This is a genomic window from Ruegeria sp. BK1, assembly GCF_056535645.1.
Map to the genome: position 1 here is coordinate 1,666,371 of NZ_JBQFIS010000001.1, position 12,406 is coordinate 1,678,776.

A 12,406-nucleotide genomic window follows, 5' to 3' on the forward strand; every position below is an offset into this window, starting at 1 on the left:
GCTCACTCCATATGCGAGGCACCAAAGGCCCCCGGCAGCAGATCGCCGATGGTGGTCTCCATCTCAGCCCCTTCGACCGAGGCCAGCGTCACCTTGACCTCGCGCTTGCCGAACTCGGCCAGTTTCTGACGGCACCCCCCGCAGGGCGGCACGGGCTGAGGCGATGAGGCAACCACATAAACCTCGGTCAGTTCCTGCTCGCCTGCGGCGACCATGGCGGCAATCGCCCCTGCTTCAGCGCAGGTACCTTCGGGATAGGCCACGTTTTCCACGTTGCAGCCGGAATAGACGGTGCCGCTTGCCGACCGGACCGCCGCCCCGACCTTGAAGTTCGAATAGGGTGCATATGCGTTTTCGCGAACTAAGAGGGCTGTGTCTTTCAGGTTCATGGCGATTCCCCGATTTTTGATCATCTGGTCAGAAAAATACTGTTCTAGTGAAACGGCGCGCCAAGGTGAAGCCCCGCACGCCGCAATTCTTATCCCAGCCGCGTATTGAACGTACCGGGCAGTGTGACCTCAAGCAGCTCCACGTCATCCGACGGGTCCGACAGGCGCGTCCGCATCCCCGGAGGGATCACAAAAGCGTCGCCCTGTTCCAGCGGGTACGGCTCACGCCCTTCACCCTCAAGTGTGACCGCGCCGTTCATGACAAAGGTGAAATGGATATCGGTGTCATGGGCGGCCCATCGCGGATCACCCTGCCCTTTGCGCACCACCTGCACCCCGGCCACGCCCTTGGTGTTTTCGGCAATGGTTGTGTCGCGGCAGATATAGCCCGGCAGGCGGAACGGCACCCAATCCGCGCCCTCGGCCTGATTGAAGACGAACTTCTGCCCCTGCCATTCACGATCGGGGCGGTGGTGCGGGGTGGGCAGGTCCATATCGTGATCAATCTCGGTGACGTGCTCGGCAGGCACGCCGATCTCGATCACCTGCACATTGTCCGATGCCTCAAGCACGCGGTGACGGATTTCGGGTGGCTGGATAAAGCAATCACCCGCCGTCAGGCGCATCTTTTCGCCTTGATCCTCATAGACCACATCCACCCAGCCGTGGATGCAGAAGATCAGTTGGAACCCGACCTTGTGGAAATGCACCATGTCCGGCACCGGTCCACCGTAGGGAATGCGGATATGGCTAGCAATGATGGACCCGCCCAGCCGGTCGGGCACCAGATCGCGGTAATGCATCCCGGCACGGCCAATGATCCACGGGGCCTGATCCTTGAGCCTGCGCACCACGAAGGAATGGACGGTGTCGGGCATGACCATGGGCGGATTCAACTCATCAATCTCGACCTTTGTGCCGTTCGGGGCCACTAGGCTGCGCTGCCCGTCGGCAAAGCTATCGGGGTCATCGGTCAGGATGCGCAACGTGCCGGGGCTTTCCGACGCGTCCTTTTCAATCCGCAGCCGCAGCCCGTGGCCGGAAAACACCGCCACCCGAGGATCATCGGCGGGATAAATCATATCCATCCGCATCCCCAGCACCTTGGTATAAAACGGGATATCGTCGCGCAGCTCCTGCGTGGGCAGGCGAATCTCAGCTTTGGTCTGGTTGTTGGTCATTCACTGTCTCTTCGGTCTTGGCTTTCGGCCATCCGATCAGAACAGCGGCCAGAATGCCAATCGAAAAGAACATCTCAAGCGTTTCTTCGAGCACAAACAGGCGCAGCATCATGGTTTGCGAAATATCCGAACCCATCATCCCGGACACCTCTTCGAGCAGTTGCGCGACCACCGCCGACATGCCCGCCAGGAAAAACACCAGCAAAAAAGGCGCGCGGGCTTTGAACGCGCGCCAGCCAGACGGAATGCCATGCCAGACCAGCCCGCCAAGCACGATTGCAACCAGCACCAAACGCACAAGGGTCATGTCCAGCGCTGTATCCAACCCGCTGAGGATCGTATGCTGCCAAGTGCCAATGGCGTAGATATCTGCCTCAAGCTCGCGCTCGGCCAGCAGAAGACAGACAACGCCAATATACAAACGCGACACGCCACGATAGCGATAAAGCGCAATCACCCCAGCCATCATCAGCGCGAATGCCGATCCGGTTTCGATCAGCCCGCCTTCTTGGTTGAAGGCCGAAGCCTGAACAGGCCAGATCGAAATCACGACCAGAATCCAGGCCATCACAGCCAGCACCGCCCGTAGCCCCATGGATTGCACACCGAACGATCCGTGCAGGACCAAGCCGGGGTTGCGTTCGTCTTTCAAGCTCATATCAGACCTTCATCACTGCGCGTATTCATTGGTGTTTACGAACGCGGCAGACCGTAAATGTTTCGTGGCAGAATTCAACCAGCACCCCCATGAGGTCGGAAACCCACAATGAAATGACGCAACGTAGCCAAGCCTCGGAAAATGGTTTAACGATCAACCAAATCTTGGAACGGAGTTGATTTGTCGATGTCGGACACACCCAGCCTGCGGCAGGCCGCGCTTGATTACCACGCCCATCCCAAACCTGGAAAGCTTGAGATCAAGGCCACAAAGCCCATGGCGAATGGCCGCGATCTGGCCCGCGCCTATTCGCCCGGCGTGGCCGAAGCCAGCCTGGAAATCAAGGCCGACCCGCACAATGCCGAGCTTTACACCGCGCGCGGCAATCTTGTTGCAGTGGTCTCGAATGGCACTGCTGTTCTGGGGCTGGGCAATATCGGTGCGCTGGCCTCGAAGCCAGTGATGGAGGGCAAGGCCGTTCTGTTCAAGAAATTCGCCGGTATCGACTGTTTCGATATCGAGGTCGACCAGCCCGACCCCGAGAAGCTGGCTGATATCGTCTGCGCGCTGGAACCGACCTTTGGCGCGATCAACCTTGAAGATATCAAGGCCCCCGACTGTTTCATCGTCGAGAAAATCTGCCGCGAGCGGATGAACATCCCCGTTTTTCACGACGACCAGCACGGCACCGCCATTGTCGTGGGCGCTGCGGCCAAGAACGCGCTGCACGTTGCCGGCAAATCGTTCGAAGATATCAAAGTCGTCTCGACCGGCGGCGGGGCGGCCGGGATTGCCTGTCTGTCCATGTTGGTCAAACTGGGTGTCAAGCGCGAGAATATCTGGCTGTGCGATATTCACGGGCTGGTCTACGAGGGCCGCGCCGAGGATATGAATCCGCACAAGGATCAGTTTGCGCAGAAATCCGACCTGCGTACATTGGATGATGTGATCGGCGACGCGGACCTGTTTCTGGGCCTCAGCGGGCCGAATGTGCTCAAGCCCGAAATGGTCGCGAAAATGTCTAGCCGCCCGATCATCTTCGCGTTGGCCAACCCGACGCCGGAAATCCTGCCCGACGCCGCGCGCGAAGTGGCCTCGGATGCAATCATCGCCACAGGCCGCAGTGACTTTCCAAATCAGGTCAACAACGTCCTGTGCTTTCCTTTCATCTTCCGGGGCGCGCTGGATGTAGGCGCAACCGAGATCAACGACGAGATGCAAATCGCTTGCGTGGACGGCATCGCCGAGATGGCGCGCGCTACTACCAGTGCCGAGGCCGCAGCCGCCTATAAAGGGGAACAGTTGACCTTTGGGCCGGACTATCTGATCCCCAAACCCTTTGATCCGCGCCTTGTGGGGGTTGTGTCCTCGTCCGTGGCCAAGGCCGCAATGGACAGCGGCGTTGCCAAGCGTCCCATCGAAGATATCGAGGCGTACAAGGAACAACTGAACCAGACCGTTTTCAAATCCGCCCTAATCATGCGCCCGGTTTTCGAGGCCGCCGCAGCCGCTTCCCGCAAGATCGTCTTTGCCGAGGGTGAAGATGAACGGGTGTTGCGGGCTGCTCAGGCTATTCTGGAAGAAACCACCGAGACCCCCATTCTGATCGGTCGACCAGACGTGATCGGGGCCCGCTGTGAAAGGTTGGGTTTGACGGTGCGGCCAGGTGCGGATTTTCAGATCGTGAACCCGGAAAACGATCCGCGATACTACGACTATTGGACGTCCTACCACCAGCTCATGCAGCGCCGCGGCGTAACGCCTGATCTGGCCAAGGCCATCATGCGGACAAACAACACCGCAATTGCCGCCATCGCGGTGCAACGGGGCGACGCCGACAGTATGATCTGCGGCACCTTCGGCGAATATCGCTGGCACCTGAACTATGTGGAACAAGTGTTGGCGGACGGCGACCTGCGCCCGCATGGTGCTCTTTCGTTGATGATCTTGGAAGACGGGCCGTTGTTCATCGCCGACACTCATGTGCGGCAACTGCCCTCGCCCGAGGAACTCGCCGAAAGCACCATTGGGGCCGCCCGTCACGTGCGCCGCTTTGGGCTAGAGCCCAAGATCGCTTTCTGCTCGCAATCGCAGTTTGGCAACCAGTCCGAAGGGTCCGGCAAACGCCTGCGGGCCGCGCTGGATATTCTGGATTCCGAGCCGCGTGACTTTACCTATGAGGGCGAGATGAACTTGGATCTGGCACTGGACCCCGAACTGCGCGGGCGGATCTTCCCCAATTCGCGCTTGAAAGGTTCGGCCAATGTGCTGATTTTTGCTCATGCGGACGCAGCCAGCGGTGTGCGGAATATTCTGAAGATGAAGGCCGACGGGCTGGAGGTCGGGCCGATCCTGATGGGGATGGGCAACAAAGCGCATATCGTGACGCCCTCGATCACCGCACGAGGGCTTTTGAACATGGCCGCCATCGCCGGTACGCCGGTCACGCACTACGGATAAACTGCGGCCGGACGTCTGAAACGGCGTCCGGCCGATTCCCTATCTGTTTGCACGCCTGAATTTGCAGATTTGCAAATTTACCCATCAATCGCCAGATAACCCTCACGCAGTCGTGCATTTGCAAAAATTTGCAAGACAATTCGGCGAATTCTGCAAACTTTTTGCGATAAAGTGACGCTCCGTCACGCCGCTTGCTTGTCCTGTGGCCGCCCTGCCCCTTACACACATGCCCAGGAATTGACGGAGGAGAACACCGTGGCATATCAGGACGTTTACGAAGGCTGGAAATCCGACCCCGAGGGCTTCTGGATGGAGGCCGCAAAGGGCATCGACTGGGTAAGCCCCCCGACCAAAGCATTGTTCGATGACAACGCACCGCTATACGAGTGGTTCTCGGACGCCCGCGTAAACACCTGCTGGAACGCTGTCGACCGCCATGTCGAAAACGGACGGGGCGAGCAGACTGCAATCATCTATGACAGCCCGATCACGCATACCAAGCGCGAGATTTCCTATGTCGAGCTGCGCAACCGCGTAGCCAATTTGGCAGGTGCACTTCGGGCCAAGGGTGTCGAAAAGGGCGACCGGGTTATCATCTATATGCCAATGATCCCCGAGGCGCTTGAGGCGATGCTGGCCTGTGCGCGTCTGGGCGCGGTGCATTCGGTGGTATTCGGTGGCTTTGCCAGCAACGAACTGGCCGTGCGGATCGACGACGCCAAACCCAAAGCGATCATCGCCGCCTCTTGCGGGATGGAGCCGGGCCGCGTGGTTCACTACAAACCCCTGCTGGACGGCGCGATTGATCTGGCAGAGCACAAACCCGATTTCTGCGTTATTTTCCAACGCGAACAGGAAGTCGCCCAGCTGGTCGAAGGGCGCGACTTTAACTGGCACGGCTTCCAGTACGGCGTCGAACCGGCTGAATGTGTCCCGGTCGATGGTAATGATCCTGCCTATATCCTTTACACCTCGGGCACGACCGGTTCACCCAAAGGTGTCGTGCGCCCCACGGCAGGCCATCTGGTCGCGTTGAACTGGACGATGAAGAATATCTACAATGTCGACCCTGGTGACGTGTTCTGGGCGGCATCCGACGTGGGATGGGTCGTAGGGCACTCCTACATCTGTTACGCGCCCCTGATCCATGGGAACACCACCATCGTGTTCGAAGGCAAACCGGTGGGCACCCCGGATGCGGGGACCTTCTGGCGCGTGATTTCGGAACATAAGGTCAAGAGCTTTTTCACTGCCCCGACGGCGATCCGCGCGGTTAAACGCGAGGATCCGCAAGGTGAGTTGATCGCCAATTACGACCTGTCCCATTTGGGCGCGCTTTACCTGGCTGGAGAACGGGCAGACCCGGACACGATCGTCTGGGCGCAGGACGCGTTGAAAGTGCCGGTGATCGACCATTGGTGGCAGACTGAAACCGGCTGGACCATCGCTGGCAACCCGCTGGGGATCGAGGAACTGCCGACCAAGTTGGGCTCGCCAGCGAAGCCAATGCCGGGCTATGACGTGCAGATCCTGGACGAAGGCGGCCATCCGATGAAACCCGGCGAGTTGGGCGCGATTGCGGTGAAGTTGCCCCTGCCCCCCGGTACGTTGCCGACGTTGTGGAATGCGGAAGAGCGATTCAAAAGCTCGTACCTCAATCATTTCCCCGGTTACTATGAGACCGGCGATGCAGGCATGATTGATGAGGACGGATATCTGTACATCATGGCGCGCACGGATGATGTGATCAACGTTGCGGGCCACCGCCTGTCCACGGGGGGCATGGAGGAGGTTCTGGCCGCCCATCCCGACGTTGCCGAATGCGCTGTGATCGGAGTAACCGACCAGTTGAAGGGCCAGATGCCGGTTGGTTTCCTGTGCCTGAACGCAGGCTGCGACCGCGATCATGCTGAGGTCGTGCAGGATGTGGTCAAGCTGGTGCGCGAAAAGATCGGTCCGGTTGCGGCGTTCAAACAGGCTGTTGTGGTGGACCGCCTACCCAAGACGCGTTCAGGCAAGATCCTGCGGGGGACCATGGTGTCGATTGCCGATGGTGCAGACTACAAAATGCCTGCTACCATCGACGATCCCGCCATTCTAGACGAGATCACGGACGCGCTGAAGACCATCGGCTACGCACAATAACAACGGGAAACTCAAGGGTGCGCCTGTCGGCGCGCCCGATTTGCGCAGACGCGCGAATGCGAGGCTCTGCCTCGCGCTCCGGGATATTTCTGGCCAGATGAAAGAGGATCCCCGAAATGGGACTGAACCTCTTGCCATCGGCCGTCTTCCGCCTCAGGTTGAACCCCGGAGGACGAGCATGAGCGACAATGACATCTGGCGACTAAGCGCCACGGACTTGGCGAAGCAGACCCGCAGCAAGCAGATCAGCGCGGTGGAGGCCGTTCAGTCTTCGATTGACCGGCTGCATCAAGTCAATCCAGCCCTGAATGCCGTGGTCGAAGACCTGAGCACTGAGGCATTGACGCACGCGCATACGCTGGATCAGGCCGTGGCTGCGGGCACGGAGCCCGGTCCGCTGCACGGTGTGCCCGTGACGATCAAAATCAATGTCGACCAAAAAGGACACGCGACCACGAATGGGGTCGTGGCTTTGAAAGACGTGATCGCGCCGGACGATGCGCCCATAGTGCGAAACCTGCAAAATGCTGGCGCCGTCGTCCTAGGGCGCACGAATACGCCCGAGTTTTCCTTTCGCGCCGATACCGACAACGAGCTGCACGGCCGCACACATAACCCCTGGGGGCGGCATATCTCGCCTGGTGGGTCCTCGGGCGGGGCCGGCTCGGCGGTGATGGCTGGGATCGGGGCCTTGGCGCATGGCAATGATATTGGCGGTAGTCTGCGGTTTCCGGCGGCGGCAAACGGGGCCGTGACCGTAAAGCCGGGATTGGGCCGCGTGCCTGCGTGGAACCCGAGCCAAAAGGTGGAACGCGGCCTGTTGGCGCAATCCATGTCGGTGCAGGGGTTGATCACCCGTTCAGCCACCGATCTGCACCTGTCGATGCCCAGCCTGATCGCCGCCGACCCGCGCGATCCGTTCCATGTGCCGATGCCATGGCGTGGGGCCGCCTATGACGGACCTATCAAGGTTGCTTTTACAAAGAACACGTTCGGCTATGATCTGCATCCAGAAGTCGCAAAGGCCTTAGATACTGCCCGTGACGCGCTGATTGACGCAGGATATGCGGTAACAGAGGTCGATCCGCCTGATGTCTTTGATTGTGGGCGCAACGGATACCGCGCTTTGATGGGCGAAGTACTGACCCTGTTGAAAACTGATATCAAGGCAGCGGGGTCGCAGACCATCCGCGATATATTCGACGTGTATTTTCAGGAGTTCCCGCCGATCACCGGTACAGAGCTGATTGAGATGCTGGCCAAGCGCACACACTATGCCCGCGAATGGTCTCTGTTCATGCAGGACTACCCATTGGTTCTGTCGCCTTTCCTGCCGCAACCATTCTTTAGACCCGACCGCGATACAGAAGGCCCTGAAGGCGTGCATGAGGTGCTGGGCTGCGCGGTTTATTCCTATGCGATGAATTTCCTCGGGTTGCCCGCAGCCTGCGTTCCGGCGCGTTTGGCAGAACTGCCAAAAGGAGCGCAGCCAATCAATGTTCAGATCGCAGCCCCGCGCTGGCGTGAGGACATGGCGGTTGATGCGGCCGCGGCCATTGAGGCGCGCGTTGGGCAGATGTGTCTGCCACTGTGGGATAAGATGGGTTCCGCAGAATAACCCCCGACAAAAGAAATTGACCCCGGGGTTTTGTGCCCGGGGTCCACTTTCTAAAATATGCCCGGAGATCCGATAACAAGCGTAGCACCACCTACCCTTGTCAGCGCCTAAACTGCGCGGTCATTTCGAAAACACCGTCGGCGGCCACTCACTCCCGCCTTGGATGTGTCTCCGGGCAAGTTCACATTAACCCCAGGTTAATCAAACTCCTGTGAACTGGTTCACATAAGCGCGAAAAAACCGCGGTCGACTGTGGAAACTACGTGAATTGCTCAGAAATCAGCCGCTCTTCCAGCCCGTGGCCGGGATCGAACAGGATGCGATGCTGAATTGAAGGCTCAGACCGAATCTCAACCCAGTCGATATCCGGGAATGAGATCGAATCGGCATCTGCCATCACCGGGCGTTTGTCAGCGTCCAGAACATCGAACCGCACTTTTGCGATCTTGGGCAGCAAGGCCCCGCGCCAACGTCGGGGGCGAAAGGCGGCAATAGCGGTCAATGCCAGCACATCCGATCCTATCGGCAGGATTGGTCCATGTGCCGAGTAGTTATAAGCCGTCGACCCCGCTGGCGTAGACAAAAGCGCCCCGTCGCACACCAGTTCATCCATGCGAACACGCCCATCCACGCTAATCCTCAGCCGGGCGGCCTGCGGACCGGCCCGCAGCAGCGACACCTCGTTGATCGCCAAAGCCTCATGCATCTTGCCGGATTGATCCATGGCGCGCATGGCCAGCGGATTGATGACTTCTTCTTCTGCATCGGCGAGGCGTTCCATCAGATCTGCCTCGTGAAACTCGTTCATCAGAAAGCCGATCGTGCCCCGATTCATCCCGTAAACAGGCGTATCCAGATGCTGCATGTTGTGCAGCGTGTGCAGCATGAAACCGTCACCGCCCAAAGCGACAACCACATCCGCGTCGCGCGGGGCCGCATTGCCATAGCGCCGCACCAGCGCATCACGGGCGGTCTGGGCCACCTTGGCGTCGCTGGCGAGAAAAGCGATTCTCTGAATCATCGGTTGCAGTTTCCGGTGCTGAACATTTGGTTCCGAAACAACCATACCTTTCCCCGATAGGCCAGTCTTGACGCCGCAGCGGGCCAAATCGTCGCTTTACAGCTTTTGCATATCTGCCGTTTCCGATAGGAAATCCGCAAGATAATTCCAGCCATGCGGAGCCCCCAATGAACGCCAACCTTCGTGACACAGGTTTTTTCACCCAGTCTCTCGCGGATCGTGACCCCGAGCTTTTCGGCTCGATCACATCCGAGCTGGGCCGTCAGCGCGACGAGATCGAGCTGATCGCATCCGAGAACATCGTCTCTGCCGCCGTGATGGAAGCTCAGGGTTCGGTGATGACCAACAAATACGCCGAAGGCTACCCCGGTCGCCGCTACTATGGCGGGTGCCAGTTCGTCGACATAGCCGAGAACCTGGCCATCGACCGCGCCAAGCAGCTCTTCAATTGTGAATTCGCCAACGTGCAGCCCAACTCGGGCTCGCAGGCCAACCAAGGCGTGTTCCAAGCGCTGATCCAACCCGGCGACACCATTCTGGGCATGAGCCTGGATGCAGGTGGCCACCTGACCCACGGCGCGGCCCCCAACCAGTCGGGCAAGTGGTTCAAGGCTGTTCAATACGGCGTACGCCAGCAGGACAACATGCTGGACTACGATCAGGTCGAAGCGCTGGCGAAAGAGCATCAGCCCAAGCTGATCATCGCCGGTGGTTCCGCCATTCCGCGCCGGATCGACTTTGCCCGCATGCGCGAGATTGCCGATATGGTCGGCGCCTATCTGCACGTCGACATGGCACACTTTGCCGGTCTGGTTGCCGCTGGCGAGCACCCAAGCCCCTTCCCGCACGCACATGTCGCGACCACCACTACCCACAAGACCCTGCGCGGCCCACGCGGCGGCATGATCCTGACCAACGACGAGGCGATCGCCAAGAAAGTGAACTCGGCCATCTTCCCCGGCATTCAGGGCGGTCCGCTGATGCATGTCATCGCTGGTAAAGCCGTTGCCTTTGGTGAGGCGCTGCGCCCCGAGTTCAAGACCTACATCCAGCAGGTCATCAACAACGCACAGGCGCTGTCTGATCAGTTGATCAAAGGCGGTCTGGACACAGTTACGCACGGCACCGACACCCATGTGGTTCTGGTTGACCTGCGCCCTAAAGGCGTCAAGGGCAACGCGACCGAAAAGGCCCTGGGTCGTGCGCACATCACCTGCAACAAGAACGGTGTGCCGTTTGATCCGGAAAAACCGACCATCACTAGCGGTATCCGTCTGGGCAGCCCCGCCGGGACCACCCGCGGCTTTGGCGAGGTCGAGTTCCGCCAGATCGCGGACTGGATCATCGAAGTGGTCGACGGTCTGGCCGCCAATGGCGAAGACGGAAATGCCGAGGTCGAAGCCAAGGTCAAAGCCGAAGTGGCCGAGCTGTGCGCCCGCTTCCCGATCTACCCGAACTTGTAATTTTTCAGGATATCAACAGGCTGAACGGCGCCCCAAGCGGCGCCGTTTTTCATATGAAGCCCTGCCAGCGCAAAAACACCAGCAGCAGAACCAACAACGCCAGCAGGTTGAAAGCCAACCCACCCAACATCCCCAGAAACCAGCCCAACCTGCGGTCGGCCAAATTGATGCCGGTCAGATGATCCTGCACCTCTTCTGACGCGCGAGCCAGTTTGGGCGTATCCAGCACCAGCCTCAGCTTGGGATGGGCCGCCATCTGTTCGGCATTCGCCAAAAGCAGCGCCTGCTTATAGATGCGTCGGGGCAATTGACGTTTGGCCTTTCTGACCGAGGCCGTCAGCGTCTTATCCCGCACACCCAGCTTGTCGCGCATCAGCTGCACGGTCTGCGCGATTTGAGTTTGAATATCGGGGTTTTGCGCCATATTGGGGCCTCCTGGCGCGGCACCATATCCGGGTGGCGCCAGCACGACAATGGGGCTGGTTGTTTGGACCGGTGACGGGTATCACTCGGTAATGCTGAATACGATTGTCCATGGTGAGCCAACTTCAAACCCCCCGTTGCTGATTGCCCATGGGCTCTATGGCTCTGGCCGCAACTGGGGCGTAATTGCGCGCAGACTATCGGATGAGCGGCAAGTCGTTGCCGTCGATATGCGCAACCATTCCAACAGCGCGTGGACCCAGCAGCATGATTACCCAAGCATGGCGGATGATCTGGCCGAGGTGATTGACCATTTCGGCGGACAGGCCGATGTGGTGGGGCATTCGATGGGCGGCAAGGCGGCCATGACGCTGGCCCTGCTGCATGGTGAGAAACTGCGCAAGCTGGTAGTCGCCGACATCGCACCCGTGACCTATACCCACAGCCAGATCCAGTTCATCGAGGCGATGCGGGCCGTGGATCTTTCCTCTGTCACACGCCGCTCGGACGCCGAACAGCAGCTGGCTGATCAGGGGGTTGAGAAAGCCCTGCAAAGCTTTTTCACCCAGTCGCTGGACATCAAGGGCCAACGCTGGCTGCTGAACCTGGACGTTCTGGCCGCCGAGATGCCCAAGATCATGAGCTTTCCTGACATCACCGGCACATGCACCAAACCGACCCTGTTTCTGTCGGGGGGCGCGTCGGATTATGTCCTGCCCGAACACCGCCCCGCGATCCGGGCCCTGTTCCCGACCGCGCGCTTTGCCAAGATCCCCGGCGCAGGCCATTGGCTACACGCTGAAAAACCGCGCGAGTTCGAGGCCTCGGTCCGGGCGTTCCTGAACGCCTGATCAGGCTGCGTCGTTATACAGGTCTCGGGCTACCCGCCACGAGACCGGTGCCGCCAACGCAAATCCCAATGCCGCTGCCAATACGATGGTGGCCACGGAATTCGTGCCCGCAACCAGAACCGCGATCACAGCCGTTCCGGCCAGTGCAGTGGAAATCATGGCATAAAGAGTTGTCGCAAGACGTAACATGGTCAGTT

11 protein-coding genes are annotated in these 12,406 nt (G+C 59.5%); 5 read left to right on the plus strand and 6 right to left on the minus strand.

The features are described 5' to 3' along the window. Positions 1-2: 2 nt before the first annotated feature. From ACR3E7_RS08320 to ACR3E7_RS08330, 3 genes are all read right to left on the minus strand, one after another. Positions 3-389 (minus strand): cytidine deaminase, encoded by a 387-nt coding sequence (locus ACR3E7_RS08320; RefSeq protein WP_170788962.1) that lies wholly within the window; start codon positions 387-389, stop codon positions 3-5. A gap of 89 nt (positions 390-478) precedes the next feature. Continuing rightward, on the minus strand, positions 479-1,570 hold the full coding sequence (locus ACR3E7_RS08325) for a cupin domain-containing protein (RefSeq protein ID WP_480502694.1): 1,092 nt from the start codon (positions 1,568-1,570) through the stop codon (positions 479-481). Beyond that, positions 1,545-2,228, minus strand: coding sequence for a hypothetical protein (locus ACR3E7_RS08330; RefSeq protein WP_480502695.1), 684 nt, complete (start codon positions 2,226-2,228; stop codon positions 1,545-1,547). The genes ACR3E7_RS08325 and ACR3E7_RS08330 overlap by 26 nt, the downstream gene beginning before the upstream one ends. Before the next feature lie 186 nt (positions 2,229-2,414). Here ACR3E7_RS08330 and ACR3E7_RS08335 point away from each other — a divergent pair, with 186 nt between their 5' ends. The 3 genes from ACR3E7_RS08335 to ACR3E7_RS08345 all read left to right on the plus strand — a co-directional run bounded on the left by ACR3E7_RS08335 (position 2,415) and on the right by ACR3E7_RS08345 (position 8,451). Next, positions 2,415-4,688: an NADP-dependent malic enzyme gene (locus ACR3E7_RS08335; protein ID WP_480502696.1), complete on the plus strand. Its 2,274-nt coding sequence runs from the start codon at positions 2,415-2,417 to the stop codon at positions 4,686-4,688. A 255-nt stretch (positions 4,689-4,943) separates the two neighbouring features. Then, positions 4,944-6,833 (plus strand): propionate-CoA ligase PrpE, encoded by a 1,890-nt coding sequence (gene prpE, locus ACR3E7_RS08340; RefSeq protein ID WP_170770129.1) that lies wholly within the window; start codon positions 4,944-4,946, stop codon positions 6,831-6,833. 178 nt (positions 6,834-7,011) lie between these two features. Continuing rightward, entirely contained in the window at positions 7,012-8,451 is a 1,440-nt protein-coding gene (locus tag ACR3E7_RS08345) for an amidase family protein (protein WP_480502697.1), read from the plus strand. A 259-nt stretch (positions 8,452-8,710) separates the two neighbouring features. On the opposite strand, the gene ACR3E7_RS08350 is transcribed toward ACR3E7_RS08345, so the two are convergent. Then, entirely contained in the window at positions 8,711-9,472 is a 762-nt protein-coding gene (locus ACR3E7_RS08350) for an NAD kinase (RefSeq protein ID WP_237215598.1), read from the minus strand. A 167-nt stretch (positions 9,473-9,639) separates the two neighbouring features. Here ACR3E7_RS08350 and glyA point away from each other — a divergent pair, with 167 nt between their 5' ends. Then, positions 9,640-10,935 carry a serine hydroxymethyltransferase gene (glyA, locus tag ACR3E7_RS08355; RefSeq protein WP_480502698.1) on the plus strand — a complete coding sequence of 432 codons (1,296 nt, stop codon included), beginning with the start codon at positions 9,640-9,642 and terminating at the stop codon, positions 10,933-10,935. 49 nt (positions 10,936-10,984) lie between these two features. Here the strand turns inward: glyA and ACR3E7_RS08360 are convergent, their stop codons facing one another. Further along, the gene (locus ACR3E7_RS08360; RefSeq protein WP_480502699.1) at positions 10,985-11,359 is read right to left on the minus strand and encodes a hypothetical protein; all 375 of its coding nucleotides are present in this window, start codon (positions 11,357-11,359) and stop codon (positions 10,985-10,987) included. Positions 11,360-11,408: 49 nt separating this feature from the next. Between ACR3E7_RS08360 and ACR3E7_RS08365 the strand changes: the two genes are divergently transcribed. After that, complete coding sequence (locus ACR3E7_RS08365) at positions 11,409-12,209, plus strand: alpha/beta fold hydrolase (RefSeq protein ID WP_480502700.1); 801 nt, start codon at positions 11,409-11,411, stop codon at positions 12,207-12,209. On the opposite strand, the gene ACR3E7_RS08370 is transcribed toward ACR3E7_RS08365, so the two are convergent. Further along, the gene (locus ACR3E7_RS08370) at positions 12,210-12,398 is read right to left on the minus strand and encodes a hypothetical protein (RefSeq protein ID WP_480502701.1); all 189 of its coding nucleotides are present in this window, start codon (positions 12,396-12,398) and stop codon (positions 12,210-12,212) included. Between the last annotated feature and the right edge of the window lie 8 nt (positions 12,399-12,406).